The 20,205-nt window shown below is 40.3% G+C and carries 16 protein-coding genes; 8 read left to right on the top strand and 8 right to left on the bottom strand.

The window, feature by feature from the left end:
• Positions 1 to 22: 22 nt before the first annotated feature.
• Positions 23 to 1,021: an acyl-ACP desaturase gene (locus ACEXOE_RS08385; RefSeq protein WP_394748292.1), complete on the top strand. Its 999-nt coding sequence runs from the start codon at positions 23 to 25 to the stop codon at positions 1,019 to 1,021.
• Positions 1,022 to 1,059: 38 nt separating this feature from the next.
• Here the strand turns inward: ACEXOE_RS08385 and ACEXOE_RS08390 are convergent, their stop codons facing one another.
• The 4 genes from ACEXOE_RS08390 to ACEXOE_RS08405 form a co-directional block, all read right to left on the bottom strand.
• Positions 1,060 to 1,611, bottom strand: coding sequence for a hypothetical protein (locus ACEXOE_RS08390; protein ID WP_394748293.1), 552 nt, complete (start codon positions 1,609 to 1,611; stop codon positions 1,060 to 1,062).
• Positions 1,612 to 2,251: 640 nt separating this feature from the next.
• Positions 2,252 to 3,805, bottom strand: coding sequence for an L-piperidine-6-carboxylate dehydrogenase (amaB, locus tag ACEXOE_RS08395; protein ID WP_394748294.1), 1,554 nt, complete (start codon positions 3,803 to 3,805; stop codon positions 2,252 to 2,254).
• 138 nt (positions 3,806 to 3,943) lie between these two features.
• The gene (locus ACEXOE_RS08400; protein ID WP_394748295.1) at positions 3,944 to 4,486 is read right to left on the bottom strand and encodes a 3-hydroxyanthranilate 3,4-dioxygenase; all 543 of its coding nucleotides are present in this window, start codon (positions 4,484 to 4,486) and stop codon (positions 3,944 to 3,946) included.
• Between the two features lie 121 nt (positions 4,487 to 4,607).
• Positions 4,608 to 5,120, bottom strand: coding sequence for a CAP domain-containing protein (locus tag ACEXOE_RS08405; protein WP_394748296.1), 513 nt, complete (start codon positions 5,118 to 5,120; stop codon positions 4,608 to 4,610).
• Between the two features lie 377 nt (positions 5,121 to 5,497).
• On the opposite strand from ACEXOE_RS08405, the gene ACEXOE_RS08410 reads away from it, so the two are divergent.
• Positions 5,498 to 11,014: an alpha-2-macroglobulin family protein gene (locus ACEXOE_RS08410; RefSeq protein WP_394748297.1), complete on the top strand. Its 5,517-nt coding sequence runs from the start codon at positions 5,498 to 5,500 to the stop codon at positions 11,012 to 11,014.
• Between the two features lie 71 nt (positions 11,015 to 11,085).
• On the opposite strand, the gene ACEXOE_RS08415 is transcribed toward ACEXOE_RS08410, so the two are convergent.
• From ACEXOE_RS08415 to ACEXOE_RS08425, 3 genes are all read right to left on the bottom strand, one after another.
• Entirely contained in the window at positions 11,086 to 11,277 is a 192-nt protein-coding gene (locus ACEXOE_RS08415) for a hypothetical protein (RefSeq protein WP_394748298.1), read from the bottom strand.
• Between the two features lie 288 nt (positions 11,278 to 11,565).
• Entirely contained in the window at positions 11,566 to 12,006 is a 441-nt protein-coding gene (locus ACEXOE_RS08420) for a hypothetical protein (protein WP_394748299.1), read from the bottom strand.
• A gap of 150 nt (positions 12,007 to 12,156) precedes the next feature.
• Positions 12,157 to 12,666 carry a hypothetical protein gene (locus ACEXOE_RS08425; RefSeq protein ID WP_394748508.1) on the bottom strand — a complete coding sequence of 170 codons (510 nt, stop codon included), beginning with the start codon at positions 12,664 to 12,666 and terminating at the stop codon, positions 12,157 to 12,159.
• 77 nt (positions 12,667 to 12,743) lie between these two features.
• On the opposite strand from ACEXOE_RS08425, the gene ACEXOE_RS08430 reads away from it, so the two are divergent.
• Positions 12,744 to 13,193 (top strand): lipocalin-like domain-containing protein, encoded by a 450-nt coding sequence (locus ACEXOE_RS08430; RefSeq protein WP_394748300.1) that lies wholly within the window; start codon positions 12,744 to 12,746, stop codon positions 13,191 to 13,193.
• Positions 13,194 to 13,200: 7 nt separating this feature from the next.
• Here ACEXOE_RS08430 and ACEXOE_RS08435 read toward each other — a convergent pair whose 3' ends face one another.
• On the bottom strand, positions 13,201 to 13,710 hold the full coding sequence (locus ACEXOE_RS08435; RefSeq protein ID WP_394748301.1) for a CvpA family protein: 510 nt from the start codon (positions 13,708 to 13,710) through the stop codon (positions 13,201 to 13,203).
• A 72-nt stretch (positions 13,711 to 13,782) separates the two neighbouring features.
• On the opposite strand from ACEXOE_RS08435, the gene ACEXOE_RS08440 reads away from it, so the two are divergent.
• The 5 genes from ACEXOE_RS08440 (at position 13,783) to ACEXOE_RS08460 (ending at position 20,205) form a co-directional block, all read left to right on the top strand.
• Positions 13,783 to 14,139, top strand: a complete 357-nt coding sequence (locus tag ACEXOE_RS08440; RefSeq protein ID WP_394748302.1) for a hypothetical protein — start codon at positions 13,783 to 13,785, stop codon at positions 14,137 to 14,139.
• Between the two features lie 11 nt (positions 14,140 to 14,150).
• Entirely contained in the window at positions 14,151 to 14,453 is a 303-nt protein-coding gene (locus tag ACEXOE_RS08445) for an antibiotic biosynthesis monooxygenase family protein (protein WP_394748303.1), read from the top strand.
• Positions 14,454 to 14,497: 44 nt separating this feature from the next.
• The gene (gene pbpC / locus ACEXOE_RS08450; RefSeq protein WP_394748304.1) at positions 14,498 to 16,894 is read left to right on the top strand and encodes a penicillin-binding protein 1C; all 2,397 of its coding nucleotides are present in this window, start codon (positions 14,498 to 14,500) and stop codon (positions 16,892 to 16,894) included.
• A gap of 143 nt (positions 16,895 to 17,037) precedes the next feature.
• On the top strand, positions 17,038 to 18,534 hold the full coding sequence (gene glpK, locus ACEXOE_RS08455; protein WP_394748305.1) for a glycerol kinase GlpK: 1,497 nt from the start codon (positions 17,038 to 17,040) through the stop codon (positions 18,532 to 18,534).
• Positions 18,535 to 20,205: a glycerol-3-phosphate dehydrogenase/oxidase gene (locus ACEXOE_RS08460; RefSeq protein WP_394748306.1), complete on the top strand. Its 1,671-nt coding sequence runs from the start codon at positions 18,535 to 18,537 to the stop codon at positions 20,203 to 20,205.

The raw sequence follows: 20,205 nt of genomic DNA on the forward strand, positions 1-20,205 counted from the left end.
ATATATTTGTAAAAAATATAAGATGTCCGATAAGAATATAAGAATTGAGGTAATGAGAGCGATTGAGGATAGGGTCGAAGGCTATATGGATGCTTACCTTATTCCCATAGAAGATATTTGGCAACCCACCGATTTTCTTCCGGATTCCCAGCAAGATGGTTTTTTGGATGCGGTGCATCAAATCCGTGAAGAAGCTAAGGAATTGGGATACGATTTTTGGGTGACTCTAGTAGGGGATACCATTACGGAAGAAGCCTTGCCCACCTATGAGTCCTGGCTTATGGATGTGGAAGGAATTGATCAACATGGGGAAAACAGAAAAACAGGTTGGGCCAAATGGGTACGTAACTGGACGGCAGAAGAGAACCGGCATGGCGATGTTCTCAACAAATACCTTTATCTCTCCGGAAGGGTAAATATGAAAGAAATTGAGAAAACTACCCAATACCTAATATCTGATGGTTTTGATATCGGAACAGATAGAGACCCCTATAAAAATTTTGTCTACACCTCTTTTCAAGAATTGGCCACCAATATTTCACATAAAAGAGTAGGGCTAATGGCCAAGAAAAAGGGGAATGCACTTTTAGCAAAGATGTGCAATATCATAGCAGGGGACGAGATGCGCCATCATCTTGCCTATAGGGAATTTGTCAAGACTATTTTTGATCATGACCCCAGCCAGATGATGCTGGCCTTTGCCGACATGATGAAAAAGAAAATTGTAATGCCCGCCCATTTTCTTCGAGAATCAGGAGGAACTATTGGTTCTGCTTTTGAAAACTTCTCCAATTGTGCCCAACGTTTAGGGGTATATACCGCTGATGATTATATTGAAATACTAAAAAAACTTAATGCCTATTGGGAGATAGGGAGTTTGCGAAGTTTATCCGATGAAGCCGAAAGAGCTAGGGATTACTTGATGAAATTACCTGCACGTTTGACCCGAATTTCCGAACGTATGAGACCTCCGGTGGATCCATACCATTTTAAATGGGTGGAAGTAAACGGGATGTTATAAAAAAGGCCCTCCAGACCATGTCTGGAGGGCCTTTTTTTTTAAAATTTTCCAGAATTGTGCTTGTCCTGCCATTTTACCAAATCCTTCCATTTTCCTTGATAACACATTTTGGCCTGCATAGGCCAGGAAGAAGGGTCATGTATTCTGTAGCGAGATCCTCCAGAGTCTAATACTTCCTGACATTTGGCAACAGATACCTCAGATAAATCCTTCCAAGTCTTGATATCGAAATTGTAGAACAGACTTTCAATTTTAGGACCGATTCCCTCAACGATTTTCAAATCATTTTCTTTGATTGTTTTTCCGAAGGCGGCCTTGGCTGCCCCTGCATTAAATGTGGGTAAATTATCCGTATCGTCTAAAGAGGATAATATAGTTTCTGGAGTTTCCGTAGCGGTGTTTAATTTTTGGGTACAGGCCTCTAAATCGGCAAGCAGTTTTGAATTTTTATTTTTTAAAGAAGTCAGTTCTTCGGAATGATCAATAGTCGTGCTTTTACCTTTTCCCCATAAGTATCCTAGGATACCACAAAGAATACCCACAACGGCCAGAATGATCCAGTATCCTATATTTAGGTTTTCGAAATCCATAATGATGATGTTTTAATAGTTGTTAGTGTTTCTCCTACAATGTATTAAAAAATCGAAAAATAAAGAAGGATATTTAGTATTAAATATTGTGAATCAAGTACTTATGATATTTTTTAAAGAATATTACGGAAAATAAAGACGGACATGATATACGGTGGAAATAACCATTTACACATTTTTTTTAACCAACTGTATAGTATTGTATAAATTATACGACTATAATACTGAATTTAGCAAAAGATATAGAAAGCCCTATTTCTCCCGACAAGGTTCCGGCATTGAGATAGGGTCTTTACTTTCAGTAGTTCAAATATTTTGTTTTAGTTAATTTAACCCGCTCACGCTTCACCCGACCTGAAGATATGCGGGTTCTTTGAACAAGGTCAAAAGAACACTTTTCCTGTACTGAAAGCCTTTTGGATAATCGCTATAAGAAAATGAAAAAACATATTATAAATGCTTTAAAGTTTTGCTGTATGGTACTTATTTTAGGGACCCAAACACTACTTCATGGAAGTTGGTCGGCAAATACTGATAAATCGCCCAAGACAAGCGAAAATAGATAAGATGAAGAAAATCGTTATAAAAAAATAGGCGTTGCCATTGTAGCAACGCCTATTTTTTTAGCTTTTGATTTTTGTTACAAATCAAATTTAATACCCTGCGCCAATGGCAATTCCGTGGTGTAATTAATGGTATTGGTTTGTCTTCTCATATATACTTTCCAAGCATCAGATCCAGATTCCCGGCCGCCACCGGTCTCTTTTTCGCCCCCGAAAGCCCCACCAATTTCAGCACCTGAGGTTCCAATATTTACATTGGCAATACCACAATCGCTACCCATGGCCGATAGAAAACGCTCGGACTCCCGAAGGTTATTGGTCATTATAGCAGAAGAGAGTCCCTGAACTACGCCATTTTGCAGTGCAATGGCATTTTCTACACCCCCGGTATATTTTAATAGATAAAGTACGGGGGCAAAAGTTTCGTGCTGAACAATTTGAAAAGCGTTCTGTGCCTCGGCAATGGCAGGCTGTACGTAACATCCGCTTTCATAGCCATCCCCTTCAAGAACGCCACCTTCCACAATGAGCTGTCCTCCTTGTTCCACAACCTCTTGTAATGCTTTTTTATAAGAGGCTACTGCATCGGTATCGATCAGAGGGCCTACATGATTGTTTTCATCTAAGGGGTTTCCAATGCGCAATTGACCATAGGCATCCACTAAAGCGGTTTTTACCGTATCATAGATGTTTTCGTGGATAATTAGACGTCGCGTTGAGGTACAACGCTGCCCGGCAGTTCCAACAGCGCCGAAAACTGCACCAATAACCGTCATTTTGATATCTGCATCCGGAGTTACAATAATGGCATTATTTCCGCCCAGTTCCAACAAGGATTTTCCCAATCTGGCAGCAACGGCCTGAGCTACGATTTTTCCCATTCTGATAGAACCTGTTGCAGAGATCAAGGGAATTCTATTGTCCTTTGTCATGAATTCTCCTACGCGATAATCCCCATTGATCAAACAGGATATTCCTTCTGGAAGATTGTTTGCCTTAAATACTTCGGCAGCGATTTTTTGACAGGCGATGCCACACAAAGGTGTTTTTTCGGAAGGTTTCCAAACGCATACATCACCGCAGATCCATGCAAGGGCAGTGTTCCACGCCCATACGGCTACAGGGAAATTAAAGGCCGATATAATACCTACAACGCCTAAGGGGTGATATTGCTCGTACATACGATGTCCGGGACGTTCAGAATGCATGGTTAATCCGTGGAGCTGTCTGGAAAGACCTACTGCAAAGTCACAGATATCTATCATTTCTTGTACTTCCCCAAGCCCTTCCTGGTACGATTTTCCCATTTCATAGGAAACCAATTTGCCCAAAGGAGCTTTCAATTCCCGTAATTTTTCTCCGAATTGGCGAACAACTTCCCCTCGAACGGGAGCGGGTTTGCTTCTCCAATCCATAAAGGCGCTCTGGGCAGTTTTTAAAGTTCTTTCGTAATCTGCTTCGGAAGTACTTGTTACCTTGGCTATGAGTTGCCCATCTACAGGAGAGTAAGATGCGATGACATCTCCTGAAGCAAAACTTTCCATTCCTGTTGAGGTTCCTGGATTTAAGGCTTCTATGCCCAATTGTTCTAGGGCTTTATGTATTCCAAATGAAGTGGCAATCTGTGACATTTTATAACTTTTAGTATGTGAATTGTTATATTTATGACAAAACTACAATTATTATTAAAATCATGCGGTCTAAGTCATTAATATGTTAGCGAATTAAAATTAAGAAGTGCAATAAAACGAGTTCAGTAACGGGAATCCCTATTCTTCCTCTGCTACAAAACGTTTATCTACAGGCATAATGGTACCGCAATTGTTACAGGTTCTGTGCGCTTCAGAACCATAAAATTCTTTAAAATGACCTAAAAAGTCTTTTTCAATATCATTTAAAGTGAAATAGGCTTCGTATAGTTTTGTATTGCAATTGTCGCAAAACCACAACAAGCCATCGTCAACGCCCATATTGGCACGTTTGCGTTCTATAACAAGCCCAATAGACCCTGCATGTCTTACCGGTGAATGAGGAACTTTGGCCGGATGAAGATACATATCTCCAGGACCTAGTTTCATGGTTTTTTTTTGTCCATCCTCTTGGATGTGAACTTCAATATTCCCCTCCAATTGATAAAACAATTCCTCAGTTTCATTGTAGTGGTAATCCTTTCTGGCATTAGGACCTGCCACGATCATAACAATATAATCTCCAGCATCTTTGTATAAGTTCTTATTGCCTACCGGAGGTTTTAGGGAATCTCTGTTTTCTTTGATCCAAGTATTGAGGTTAAAAGGAGATTTGATACTCATAGCGTCTAATTTTACCGTTACACATTTGCCCAATGACCACGAATGGGCATTGGGCAAATGAAGGACAAAATTGATGTTTTGTCTGTATCAAAATTAAGAAAAGAAAATATCTTTTTTAAGTTTATCTATAGAACAATTGTGTAAAGTAAAAGTCGCCGTTTTGATCTTCTTTTACACTAACTGCCGTATGGGTGTAATTTCCTTCAATAGCATCTCTATGCTCGCTACTGGCCAACCAGTTTTCAACAGCTTCCGAAGCAGTATCATATCTGCTGGCAACATTCTCCGCAACAGCTGAGGCGTTTACTTTTTGAGACATGGAAGAAGCTCTTTTTTGGAAATTATCATGACTGGTTTCCCCTTGGGAAATCATATAATCCGTATGTGCTGTAGCAAAATTGTAGGCAACCGTATCAAAAGATAAGGTATTCATACCTAGAGATGTTCTATGTTCGTTGATCAGATTCATAATCTGTGTCTCCACGGAAACGGCATTGGCCGAGGTGTCAATAGTATCTATATCATCTGTCCCCGTAGTTACGACAACACTATCTTCTGCATCTACAGCTTCTGTGCTACAAGAACTAATTAGGCAAACAAATGTCACTGCTACGATATAATGTAACTTCTTCATAATAATAAATTATTAGTAAGTAGGGTGCTAAGAATTGGGGGATTCTTTTGCTTTATAGCATGTAGGTCGAAGGAAAATTTGGGGTTTTCACATTCGTTATATGACGTTTAAATCACTGAGACAAAATTAGAGGATATCTAAGCATCAAAGGGCTAAAAAGCGCTTTTTTCGATAAAGTAACAGCTATCCAAGATAAGTTAAGGGAAGAATGGCCTATATGGGCAGATGGTCTGTAAAATGTTGAAGATGAGCGATGCACTTCACGGGATCGAATTGTAGATGGATTGCAAAAAAATCCGATATCTGTATTTTTCACGGAATATGGGGGCGGTTCGTGTACGGAAAGCGAGTATCTTTATCCTATAAAAAACCAAACTATGCAGATTAAATCTCTCCTCTCTTTATGTATAGCAATCGTATTCGTTCTCAGTTGTTCTGAAAAGAAGGACAACAAGGAAAGTGATTTTGATAATCCGGAAAACTACCAGGAGTATGTTAGTGAATTGTCCCATGGTATTATCTCCACCAAAAGTAAAGTAAGGGTGGTATTGGTCACTCCAATAGATTCTTGGAAAGCCGGAGACGAATTATCAAAAGACCTACTGACAGTATCTCCCAAAGTAGATGGAAAAGTGGTGGCATTAGATACACGAACCATTGCCTTTGTTCCCAATGGAGGTTTTGATCAGCATACGGCATATACCTTTAATTTGGCTTTGGGAAAAATTCTTCCTGATCTGCCCAAGGAACTCCGTTCCCTTTCCTTTGGCGTAAAAACCCTGGAACAGCAGTTCAATGTATACACCAATGCCATACAGTCCTACTCTAGGGAATTACAGTATATAGAGGGCCAATTGCGAAGTGCGGATGAATTGTCCTTGTCTACGGTTAAAAAACTGATTCAGGTGAAGCAAAAAGGAAAATCCGTAGCCCTTCGTTTTGATGAAGCCCAAAAAAAAGGAACGCAATTTCAATTTAAAATAGATAGTATTCAACGGTTTGAAGATGATGTAGCGCTCGAGATTTCTTGGGATGGTACTCCCTTTGCTATTAAAAGCAAGGGAAAAAATGTAATCAATATTCCCGGGAAGAACAATTTCACGGTGTTGGAAGCTTTGGTCCAGACGGGTACGGACCAACAATTGTCCATTAATTTTTCGGATCCTTTAAAAAAAGGACAAAACTTAAAAGGCCTGGTGGTTTTGGAAGGAGATAATAATGTAAAGTTTACTGTGGCCGGAAATACCCTAAAAGTATATCCTTCGAAAACCATTAAAGGCTTGGTCAATCTTGAAATTTTTGAGGGAATAGAAAGTGTGGAAGGATACAAACTGAAGACAAAGTTTGTAGAGCGCATTGCCTTTGAACAATTGAAACCACAGGCACGTATGCTTACCAATGGAAGCATACTCCCGTCTTCCAGTAACCTGAAGATTAACTTTGAAGCAGTGAATCTAAAGGCTATTGATGTTACGGTCCTTCGGATTTATGAAAATAATGTACTGCAGTTTTTACAAGGAAATAATCTTGATGGGAATTATAACTTAAAAACGGTCGCCAGACCAATTGCAAAACAAAAACTAGTATTGGAAAACAAAATTTCCTCCAATACGGGGAAATGGACGGCCCATGCCGTTGACCTTCGAAATTTGATCAGCCCGGAAGCAGGGGCAGTGTATAGAGTAGAGCTGAACTATAAACCGCAATATAGTTTGTACCAATGTAGCAATACCAATTTTGATACCAATGAAACTACAGAGAACTATGATACCGAATCCGAATCCAGTTTTTGGGACGGGAGCGAAAACTATTATAATGATTACTATAACGGCTATGATTGGAACGAGCGGGAGAACCCTTGTCATACGTCCTATTATGTAAACAAAAAAATAGGGGTAAATGTCTTGGCTTCGGATATTGGGATAAGTGTAAAAAAAGGAGTCAATAATAGCTATTTTGTCGCTGTTACGGATATCATCAACACCAAACCTATTCCCAATGCTAAGGTAACTTTCTACAACTTTCAGCAACAAATATTAGGCGATATTGTAACCGATGCCGAAGGTACTTCCATTTATGATGCCGATCATATAGCTTATTTTGCAGTGGCCGAATACAATGGCCAAAAAACCTATGTAAAACTGAATGATGGGAATGCGCTTTCTGTGAGTAAGTTTAATGTTTCAGGAACCAAGCTCAAGAAAGGTTTAAAAGGATTCATTTATGGCGAACGGGGCGTATGGAGACCAGGAGATCAGTTGTTTCTCTCTTTTATGTTAAACGATAATGCCAATTCCCTACCGCCTAATCATCCCGTAAAATTAGAATTGTTAGATCCGTATAACAAAGTGGTTTACCGCAAAGTGAAGACTAAAGGTTTGCACAATGTCTATGATTTTAAGGTAAAGACAGATGAAAATGCCCCTACAGGAAATTGGTTGGCCAAAGTTTCAGTAGGAGGGGCTTCTTTTACAAAAAGCATAAAGATCGAAACGATAAAACCCAATCGTTTAAAAATAAAAACCAATTTTTCTGATGAGCTTCTATCTCCTTCAAAACCTATAACGGGCACATTGGAGGTAAAATGGCTACATGGGGCCATTGCCAAAAACTTAAAAGGCGATATTACCGCTAAATTCAATCCGCAATCCACCAGCTTCAAGGCATTTCCTGCTTATGTTTTTGATGACCCCAGCAGGAGTTTTTCAGGAGAAGATCAAGTAGTATTTGAGGGTGTGGTCAACGAGGAGGGAAAGGCCAATTTCACGATTTCCCCAAATTTGAACGGTGTGGCCCCAGGAATGTTAAAAGCAGCCTTTATTACTAAAATATATGAAAATGGAGGGGATTTTAGCACGGATGTGTTTACCAAGACCTACTCTCCCTACCCTACCTATGTTGGACTCAATGTACCCAAAGGAGATAAGGCACGAGGAATGCTTCTTACAGATACTCTGCACAATTTTGAAGTAGTCACCGTTGATGATAAAGGAAAACCAAAGGCTAGCTCTAATTTAAAAATCACTATCCATAAAGTGAATTGGAGATGGTGGTGGGATACTTCTGCAGACAATCTTTCTTCCTACAATAGTGGGCAGTATAGGGAAAAGGTTTTTGAGAAAACCCTTAGTACCAATGCCCAAGGAAAAGCAAGTTTCAATTTTGAATTGAAGTACCCTAATTGGGGAAGGTATTTGGTACGGGTCCAAGATACCAAGGGAGGGCATGCCACGGGAAAGGCCATCTATATCGATTGGCCGGGCTGGGCTGGAAAGTCCAGAAAAACAGACCCCTCGGCGGCAACCATGTTGGTGTTCTCTACAGATAAGGAAACCTATGCAGTTGGAGAAACTGCAACGGTCACTTTCCCGAGTTCAGAAGGGGGAAGGGCTTTGGTCACCATAGAGAACGGCAGTGAAGTAGTACAGTCATTATGGGTAGAAACAACCAAAGGAGAAACTAAATTTCAATTGCCTATAACGGAACTCTATACACCAAATGTATATATTAATATAAGTCTTTTACAACCTCATGCATCTACTGCAAATGATGCCCCCATTCGCCTTTATGGTGTAGTGCCGATTGCCGTGGAAAATCCGGAAACAAAATTACAACCGGAAATTCTTATGTCAGAAGTATTGCGACCCGAGGAAATGGTTACGCTTAAGGTGAAGGAAAAAGAGGGGAAACCAATGACGTATACCATTGCTATAGTAGATGAGGGCCTATTAGATCTCACCCGATTCAAAACCCCCAACCCTTGGACCACATTTTATGCAAGGGAAGCCCTTGGGGTGAAAACTTGGGATGTCTATGACGATGTTATCGGAGCATTTGGAGGACGGATCGATCAAGTATTTGCTATTGGTGGAGATGGGGAAATTGCAGGAGCAAAAAACAAAAAAGCAAATAGGTTTGAACCTATGGTGGTACATCTGGGTCCCTTTCACTTGCAAAGCGGGAGTACGGGAACGCATCAAGTAAAAATCCCTAAATATGTAGGATCTGTGCGCACCATGGTCGTTGCGGCAAATGCAGAAAAAGAAGCGTATGGGAGCGTAGAAAAGACCACACCGGTGCGCAAGCCCTTAATGGTATTGGCGTCCTTGCCAAGGAAAATTACTCCCGGAGAAAAAGTGACCTTGCCCGTCACGGTTTTTGCCATGGAAAAAAAGGTGAAAAACGTAAGACTTAGATTAAAAAAAGATGCCTCCTTTACCATAGAGGGTAGTGATACTCAGCAGTTACCCTTTAGCCAACCTGATGAAAAAATGGCGTATTTTCAATTGCGTATTGCCGATTTTAAAGGAATTGGGAAAATAGTGGTAGAGGCCAGTGGCAATGGGGAGAACGCCTCCTTTGAGATTCCTATTGATGTGGTAAACCCAAATCCTATAAGCAGTACGGTACAGGATATTATTTTGGATGGAAAAGCAAATCAAACCATCACATTGGAAACCTTTGGTACGCTAGGGAGTAATGTCGCGCAAATAGAATTGTCCACACTTCCTCCTATGAATTTTAGTGGAAGAATGAAATACCTTATCCGGTACCCTCATGGCTGTGTAGAACAAACAACTTCGGCCGCATTCCCTCAATTATTTTTAACCAGCATTTTTGATATCGACGGAACTAAAAAAAGAAAGATTCAGGATCATATAAGCAATGCCATTACGCGTTTGGGGAATTACCAATTGCCCAATGGCGGGTTCTCCTATTGGCCCGGGCAAAATGCGGCCAACGATTGGGGAACAACCTATGCAGGGCACTTTCTGCTGGAAGCGGAAAAGAAAGGCTATGTATTGCCTATTGGTTTTAAATCTGCTTGGGTGCGATATCAGCGGCAATTGGCCAAACAATGGAGAATTTCGGGCAATAATTCCGATTTGGCCCAGGCCTATCGCTTATATACTTTGGCGCTGTCCGGGAATGCGGAAATTGCCTCCATGAATCGCTTGCGCGAAACACCTAGTTTGTCCAATGAAGCTAAGTTTCGTTTGGCTGCAGCCTATAGCAGTATAGGTCAGGCAGATGTAGCTCGGCAATTGCTTAGAAATGCCAGCTTGAATTTTGATTCCAATAGACATCAATATGCTACCTACGGATCTGCAGATAGAAATAGGGCAATGGCCTTGGAAACCTACGTGTTGCTTGGAGATAAGGCAAAATCACAACAAATGGCCAAAGTGATTGCCCAACGATTAAATGAAAAAAATTGGATGAGCACACAAAGTACGTCGTATTGCCTGTTGGCCATGGCTAAATTTGCGGAGCTTGTAGGAGGCAAAGGAATACAGGCATCAATAGGGTTGGATGGAAAAAAACAACCGATAAAAACAGCGAGAACGCTAGCAGAAAGAGAATTGGAAATCAAGAAAGGAACAAATAACCTTAGTATTTCCAACGAAGGGGATCATACCCTTTATGTACGAATTATCAATTCGGGGATATTGCCTGTAGGAGAGGAAAAAGAAGTGCGTCGTAATCTCAGTATTAGTAGAAGTTTCAAGGGAAGAAACGGAAAGATTTTTGCTATTACGGAACTCTCCCAAGGAACCGATTTTATAGCTGAGGTTACTATTAAAAACACTACTGGAAATACAATTAAGGACGTGGCTTTGACCGAAATTTTTCCTAGTGGATGGGAGATAGTGAATACACGTTTTACAGATTTTGGAAGTTTTGCCCAAAATGATGCTTCATACACGGATGTGCGGGATGACCGAGCCAGTTTTTATTTCGATTTGAAACAAGGGGAATCCAAAACCTTCCGAATTTTGTTGAATGCCTCTTATTTAGGAACGTATTATTTGCCAGGAGTACAAGGGGAAGCCATGTATGACAATGACTACTTTGTCCGGACCAAAGGCAGTTGGATATCAGTAGTACAATAATCATCATACTATAAAAAATAGCCCTATGAAAATCATAGGGCTGTTGTGTTTAGGATAGCTATTATTTTATACTAACCAAAGAAGAGACAGGTTCCTCCGGCACAAATGGCCTGGGAAAACGAGCAATCAGGATTGCTCAGACAATCGTCCGCAGTTTGGCAGAAATTTGGGCAATCTCCGAAGAATAAGCCGCCTTTAATAGTTTTTTGTGCTTTTTTTTGGAGTTGGGAAACTCCTTTTAATTGTAAAATGTCTTTTAACATAGTGTTGATTTTTTTAATTAATAAAACCCAATCTTTCTATAGGCCCTTGAGTATTTGCCTTCCTATTGCAAAACCAATAGGTTGTTTTGAAAAACTAATTTATGTAAATTCCTACAAATATTTTTGTTAAATATTACTATTTAGCAATTTTAACAGGGAGAGCGACAGCCTGCTTGAGCAGAAATCAAAAGATAAATTGGAAAAATAAAACTCCCATATGACAACATACGGGAGTTTTTTGCCCTAATAAAATGGTAGGGTCTTTATTCTAGGTGTGGAAAATCAAAGTTAGCTGGCCAAAGACCGGGTAATGGCAAGTGTTTTTGCCCATTCAATGGCTCTTTCCAAAGATCCATATCTATTGAAATCAGTTTTGACAAAAAGCTTTTCCAATAAGGCATTTAAGAAACCGGTATCGTCATAACTCACAATGCCGTACGCCTTCATACTGTGATTGTTTTTGTAAAATTTTAACCAATCTGTAGGCTTTACAGAGTAACTATTCACGCGATTGCTGATATATACGATATTCTGCGGATTATCATTACGATTCTCATAAAATTGGGAGATGTCATCCACAATACGTTTGCCGTGTTGTTCCCAATTTACGATAACGCCCTCGTGCATTTCGGCGATTACAAAGTCATTAAATAGGTAGTAATTTCCAAAGGAATAATTTATCTCGTGGAGCACATCCTCATAGAAGATGGTATTTTTTAAGTATGTCAATTGTTCAATTATTTGGGGGTTACCGACAAAATAACAACGAGATTATTGCTTTTAGTTTTTTAAATCGGTGAAAAGCCATAAAAAAACTACTAATTGCACAAAAGATAATCTTTTAAGTGTAAAAAGTACATATCCCAATCTCTAGCGTTTCTATGAAATGTGCATTTCTACCGATGACAAGTTTCGTGCCCATTGAATGGCTTTTTCCAAGGAAGAAAAGCGCTGTACTTTGGAAGGTATAAATAATTTTTCCAACAAGCCGTTGGGATACCCTTTGCGATTATAATTAATGATACCGTATCCTTTTATTTGGTACCCAAAGCGAAAGAATTTGATCCAGTCTGCAGGCTTTACCGAATACGCATGTACCCTATTGGAGATATAAATAAGATTCGCACCGTTATGATCGTAGAGATGGGAAAGTTCTTCAGCAACTAGTTTCCCATGATCATCCCAATTCATTAATATGCCCTCATTGATTTCGGAAATTACAAAAGTGTCAAATAGATAGAATTTTCCGAATGGGAAAGTCAATTCATTAAAAGCTTCCTTATAGAAAGGAGTGTTCTCTAAAAGTGTCAAATTAAAATCTGTATAATGTTCTATTGTTGAAAATAAAGAATAGGAATAGTTCTGGATGTAATAATCGATGAATTGCATCAAAAATCTGCATATTGCCCATTTTTAAAACAATATTAAATTGGGGGGCTCGTTCTAGATATCCCAAATCGAACCAAATGAAAAAAATACCTGTATTCTTGGCTTTTTGCCTTCTTATCATTTTGCAATCCTGTAGTGTGGATGATCGGCGTAGCCCTGACGAAAATGAAAACAATTTCAATGGTGTTGAACTCTTGGGAACATGGCAATTGCAACAGTATTTTGAAGGAGGACGGCAAATAGCAATGAACAGTTGTGAAACCAATGAAACCATTTCATTTCATAAAGACAAGACCTTTGATTATGTGTATTATGGCGATGCGCAATCCGGAGCACCATGTACCATAAGTGTTGCAGGTAAAGGAACTTGGCAGTATACTGCAGAAAGGAAAGTACTGCTGGATTACAGCATTAATGAACATGAGGATATTGTCCCCATCTACTTTAAAATTTCTGGAAATACCTTATTGATGACCACGGACGAAGCTGAAAATTCCTATACGGAAAGCTATACAAGATTGCACTAGAAAAATATTAGTCCGTTATTTCTCCATCGGAAGTCTCCTTTTTTAATACCAAACTAAATACAAAAGCCCCCAATTCTTTTACAGGGGCATATAAGATGGAATCCTCCAAAGTTTCTTCTTTTACTATTTTTAACGAGGTATTGGCCTGATGGAAAAAGGCAAGGAGCGCACTTAGAATGACGGCGTGTTTTAGAACACCAAAAGCTCCTCCCGCAATTTTATTGATGAGCCCTAGCATGGCAAAATCGGCAATCTTGGTTAAAAATTTCCCGGCCAGATGAACCACGAGAACAATGAGAATAAAAGTAATAATGAAGGCAGAAAGATTAATATAACGCGCATTCCATTCCATATGATCGGAAAGATAATCCCCTACGATATATGAAAAATGAATGGCACCATATAAACCTGCAACCAGGGCGATCAATGAAGCGACTTCTACAAAAAGACCATTTTTAACCCCTTTATAGAGCCCGTATACCAATACGGCACCAATAATAATATCTAAAACTCCCATATAAAGATATTTACACAAATATAAGGCTTTGATTTGTACCTTTGAACTTCAAAAGGATTGAAGAAATACAAAATGTCAAGAGATCATATTTTAAAGGAACGTTGGGAAGTTTTGGTCACTAAGCTGTCCAATCAATTTGCAGATGGGGATACGCTGGAATTGGATGCCATTATCTATCTGGTTGGAGTGCAGGAATTGGGCAAACCCCATCAGAAATTTAAGAAAGATGAGAAGATCAATCTCATGCATATTGCAATATGTCGTCTATTGGAACCCTATGGATATTATGAGTTTGATTTTTTTGATGAAGAAGGATGGCCGCATTATCAGATTAAGGAGGAGCTTCCTTCCTTGAAATCGGGAGAACAGACGGTCTTGATGAAAGAAGCCTTAGTGAGTTATTTTGTAGAGAAAACCTATATTGACTAAATAGATTGCCAATGACCAAACCCTATTATGCCGTAATATTCTCTTCTACCCGAACCGACTTTGATGACGGTTATCTGGAAATGGCGGAGCAAATGGAAAATCTGGCCAAAGAACAAGCTGGGTTTTTGGGTATAGAAAGTGCCAGGGAGGCAATTGGGATTACCGTAAGCTATTGGGAAAGTCTAGAGGCAATTTCCAATTGGAAAGCAAATGCCGATCATATTTTTGCCCAACAAAAAGGAAGAACAGCGTGGTACAGTTGGTACAAAACCAGGATTTGCCTAGTGGAACGGGAATATGAATTTACAAAATGAATTAGGCCGCCCCGGAAATCTGGGAGGTAGTAAACCGCAGTATTTTGAAGAAGGGGAATTTTAAAAAAGTATCTGGCCTTGAGAGCTTTTTTTCAAAAGAAAGGGGGGCTACTTTTTTTAAAAGACATCCTAAAAAAATAATAAGCCTTTTTGTCCTGGGGGTTGTCTATTATTTCTGTCTTCCCAAACAATTATTTGATACCCCAACAGCTACTGTGATAGAGAGTAAAACGGGGCAGCTCTTAGGAGCTAGGATAGCCACGGATGGGCAATGGAGATTTCCCGTAGTAGATAGTGTTCCCAAGAAGTTTGAAACATGCATCTTGCACTTTGAAGATGCCTTTTTTTATGAACACCCTGGCTTCAATCCAGTTTCGATGATTAAGGCATTAGGAGAAAATATTTCTGCCGGAAAAATAGTAAGGGGAGGAAGCACCATAACACAACAAGTCATTCGCTTATCCCGACAGGATAAAAAACGTTCCTATGTAGAAAAAATCATTGAACTTGTTCTGGCAACCCGTTTAGAACTTCGTCATACGAAGAAAGATATCCTAAAACTTTATGCGAGTCATGCTCCTTTTGGAGGAAATGTGGTAGGGCTGGAAGTGGCGTCATGGCGTTATTTTGGCTTACAACCACATCAATTGTCATGGGCAGAAACGGCAACCTTGGCCGTTTTGCCCAATGCCCCAAGTTTAATTTATCCAGGAAAAAATCAAGAGCGTTTAAAAGAGAAAAGAAATCGATTGCTTCGAAAATTACGCGACGAAAAAGTTATCGATGCTACGACTTATCGTCTGGCAATTTTGGAAGAACTGCCCCAAAAACCATATCCTTTACCTAAAATTGCGCCCCATCTGGTAACAAACATCAGCCAAAGAAAAGAAGGACAACGCATACGTACCAGCATAGATATGGCATTACAACGAAATGTCAATGCCATAACGGATAAGCATCATCAACGGCTGCGCCAGAACCAAGTGCATAACGCAGCAGTGCTGGTGCTCGATGTTGCGACACGCAAAATACGCGCCTATGTAGGAAATACACCAACCTCCAAAACACATCAAAAAGACGTAGATATGATACGGGCCAATAGGAGTACCGGCAGTGTTATAAAACCGTTTTTGTATGCCGCGATGTTGGATGAAGGAGAATTGCTCCCAAATATGCTGGTGGCAGATATCCCTACACAAATTGCTGGGTATAGCCCGGAAAATTTTAATGAGGATTATAGTGGTGCGGTCACGGCAAAGCAAGCTTTAGCGCGCTCTTTAAATATTCCGGCAGTCCGTTTATTGCAATCCTATGGCTTGGAAAAATTTAGAGATCAGCTAGAGGTAATGAAGTTGGGGGGTATTGATAAAACGGCAGACCATTATGGGCTGACCCTTATTCTTGGAGGAGCAGAAAGCAACCTTTGGGATATCTGTAAGAATTATGCAGCAATGGCTTCTACAGTAAACCACTTTAACCAAACTTCCAGCGAATATTACACCGAAGAATTGCAGGAGTTGATTCTAGAGGAGAAGGAAAGCCCCTATTTTGGGAAAAAAACAGGAGAGAAAGTATTGTTCGACGCTGCAAGCAACTATCTTACCCTGGAAGCCATGAAGGAAGTAAATAGACCAGAAGAAAATGAATCTTGGGCCTTCTATGACTCGGCAGAAGAGATTGCTTGGAAAACAGGGACAAGTTTTGGGAATAAAGATGCCTGGGCCATTGGAATCACCAAAAAACATGTGGTAGGTGTATGGGTGGGGAACGCTGATGGAGAAGGAAGACCAGATGTTACCGGAGTAGTAAGTGCGGCACCCTTGCTTTTTGATGTATTTGATATTCTGCCTAAATCCGATTGGTTTTCCAAGCCGTTGGATGAATTTAATGAAGTGGTGGTTTGCGCCAATAGTGGTTATCTGGCGACAGCCATATGCCCCAAAAAAACTATTGCCGTTCCGCATAAGGAAAACGCAGTGGCCGCCTGTTCGTACCATAAAAATATCTACTTGGACCGGCAGAAACAGTTTAGGGTCAATGCCTCTTGTACGGAGATATCCACTGCCAAACTAAACTCGTGGTTCGTATTGCCTCCGCTTATGGAGTTTTACTATAAAAAGAGCCATCCTAAATATAGGCCACTGCCCCCTTTTCGCGAGGACTGTATTGAACGTACACTACCTCCTATGGCCTTTATCTATCCCAAAGATGGAAGTCGTATTACATTGACGAAGAATTTTGCAGGAGAGCTGAATGAAATTATTGTCAAAGTGGCCCATGCCACACCAGAAACACCCTTGTTCTGGTATCTGGATGATCTTTTTCTGCAAAAGACGACCCACTTTCATGAAATTGGAATTCTGCCCCCCAAGGGAAAGCATAAAATTACGGTTGTGGATGCTCTTGGAAAAGAAATTAGTCTTACGATAACGATAGCGTAAGATAACGGCTTTGAAAGCAGAATTACTTCCCTTATCTTTAATGACTTATCCCAGTTGGTGTCCAAAAAAAGAGACTTATTTACGGGAGTGGACTTGAAATAGAAATAATAAACGTTATATTTACACTTATTAAATAATTGGCCATGCAAAAGCAATACATCATTGCCTTGGATCAGGGTACTACCAGTTCTAGGGCACTACTTATTGATAAGGAGGGAAAAATTGTAGGAATGGAACAAGAAGAGTTTCAACAAATTTTCCCGCACCCAGGTTGGGTAGAACATGATCCCAAGGAAATTCTAAGTTCCCAAATGGCCGTATTGAACCGATTGCTAAAAAAACAAAAGCTAAGCCCTTCCGACATCAAAGGAATAGGAATTACCAATCAACGCGAAACTACAATTGTCTGGGACAAGACCACAGGAGAACCTGTATACAATGCCATTGTATGGCAGGATAAGCGAACCGCCGATATTTGTGAGCAATTAAAAAGTAAGGGGATTACTGAATATGTTAAAAAAACAACAGGCTTGGTCATGGACTCTTATTTTTCTGCCACCAAAGTAAAATGGATTTTAAACCATGTTCCAGAAGCGAAAGAGAAAGCAGAAAAAGGAGCATTGCTCATGGGAACGGTAGATAGCTGGCTGGTCTGGAATATGACCAAAGGTGCAGCTCATGTTACGGATTATACGAACGCCTCCAGAACCATGGTTTTTGATATTTCCAAATTGAAATGGGATACCGTTTTGCTCAATGAAATGGATATTCCGGCGAGCATGTTGCCCGAGGTGAAACCTTCTGCCTACCATTTTGGGGATTATGAATTGGACGGTGTTAAAATTCCTATTGCTGGAATCGCGGGGGATCAACAGGCGGCCTTGTTTGGGCAAGCCTGCTTTAAGAAAGGAACAGCTAAGAATACCTATGGAACAGGTTGTTTTATGCTCATGAATACTGGGAAGAAACCGCAATTTTCCGAAAATGGTCTTTTGACCACTATAGCTTATGGTTTGGATGGAAAGGTCAATTATGCCTTGGAAGGAAGTATTTTTATTGCGGGAGCTGCCATACAATGGTTGCGTGATGGTCTGGAATTGATTGCGGATGCAAAGGAAACCGAAGCTCTGGCCAATTCTGTGCAGGGCGAAAGCTCCGTAGTTATGGTACCTGCTTTTGCCGGTTTGGGCGCACCTTATTGGGATATGTATGCCAGAGGGGCCATATTTGGCCTTACGCGAGATACGGGAAAGGCGCATTTGGCGAAAGCAACTTTAGAGTCTTTGGCGTTTCAGACCAAAGATATTCTCAAAGCTATGGAACAAGATTCAGGCATAAGACTAAAAAACTTAAAAGTAGATGGAGGAGCCTGTGCCAACAATTTCTTGATGCAATTTCAGGCCGATATTTTAAATACGGAAGTACATCGACCTCAAGTGATAGAATCTACCGCTATGGGTGCTGCTTTCTTAGCAGGAATTACCGTTGGGCTATGGTCGCAAGATGATATTGGTCAGAACAGACCTATTGATCGAATCTTCCAGCCCACTTTTGAAAAAACAAAACGAAAACGATTGTACCGAACATGGAAAAAAGCAATAAAACGCACCATGGAATGGGAAAAAAATAAGAAAGAATAAATGAATACTATTGTACGATTTTCAAACGTTGATAGGGCCGAGACTATTAAACGAATGACCAGTGAAACCTTTGACCTTGTTGTAATCGGGGGTGGAATCACCGGAGGGGGAATAGCGCTGGATGCAGCATCCAGAGGAATGAAAGTGGCTCTATTGGAAAAGAACGATTTTGCTTCCGGTACCAGCAGTAAATCTACAAAACTGATCCATGGAGGATTGCGTTACCTAAAGCAGTTCGATTTTTGGTTGGTGAAGGAAGTGGGATCGGAACGTGCCATTGTCCATAAGTTGGCACCGCATTTGGTACTTCCCGAAAAGATGTTATTGCCTTTAATAGAAAATGGATCCTATGGGAAATGGTTAACTTCCATTGGTCTAAAAGTATATGATATTTTAGCGCAGGTTACTGGTGATGATAAACGGAAAATGTTGGAAAAGAAAGAGGCCATGGCCCTGGAACCCTTATTGCCAAAAAAAATACTGAAGGGTGCAGGATACTATGCAGAGTATCGCACGGATGATGCCCGATTGACCATTGAAAATATTAAGACCAGCCTACAGCATGGCACACAAGCTCTGAATTATGCCGAAGTAAAGGACTTTATTTATACGGATAATAAAATTTCAGGACTAGAGGTGAAGGATGTCATTTCGGAAGAAGCATTTAAGATAAACACCAAGTATGTGATTAGTGCTGCAGGGCCCTGGGTAGATGAACTGCGAAGTAGGAACAATTCCAAAAAAGGAAAAAGACTGCATCTTACCAAAGGGGTACACCTGGTTTTTCCCCATGAAAAATTACCGGTGAAACAATCGGTGTATTTCGATATTCCCGATGGACGTATGATGTTTGCCATACCTAGGGGAAAGGTTACTTATGTAGGAACTACAGATACCAATTATAACGACGATAAAGACAGGGTACGCGTGGGCTTGGCAGATGCCATGTATTTGCTTTCTGCCGTAAATAATATGTTTCCTAAAATAAATTTGGAGATGGAAGATATTATTTCCTCATGGGCAGGATTGCGCCCGCTCATTCATGAAGAAGGAAAATCAGCTTCTGAGTTATCCCGTAAAGATGAGATTTTTACCTCAGAAACAGGATTGATCAGTATTGCAGGAGGAAAATTAACCGGTTATCGTAAAATGGCAGAACGCGTCGTGGATCGCATCGCCAAAAAAATGGAAGAGGAATATGATACTACGGTAGCCCCATGTACCACGGACAGCATTCCTCTTTGCGGGAATGACTTTAAGAAATTCAAACATGTAAAGAAGTATATCGCAGCAGTCCATGAACGAATCAAAGCAGATGGTTTTACGGAATATGATGCTTGGTTTTTAGTTACTAACTATGGCAAACAAACCGAAATTATCTTGGAAAAATATGAAGTCATGGAAGGAGATCATGTCTCAAGAATGGCCAAAGCGGAACTTCACTTTGGAATTGCCTATGAAATGGTGCAAAACCCCATGGATTTCTTTATCCGGAGAACAGGGCGTCTGTATTTTAATATCGAGAGTATTTCACAATTAATGGATGTTGTTTTTGAGGAATTGCAGGCTGTTTTTGCCTACGATCAGGCTACCTTATTATCGTATAAGCAGGATTTAAAGGCTGCGATAAAAGACCATTCCGATTTTTCTTTGGATCGAGAACGGGTATGA

Source organism: Spongiimicrobium salis, assembly GCF_043678055.1.
GTDB lineage: Bacteria > Bacteroidota > Bacteroidia > Flavobacteriales > Flavobacteriaceae > Spongiimicrobium > Spongiimicrobium salis.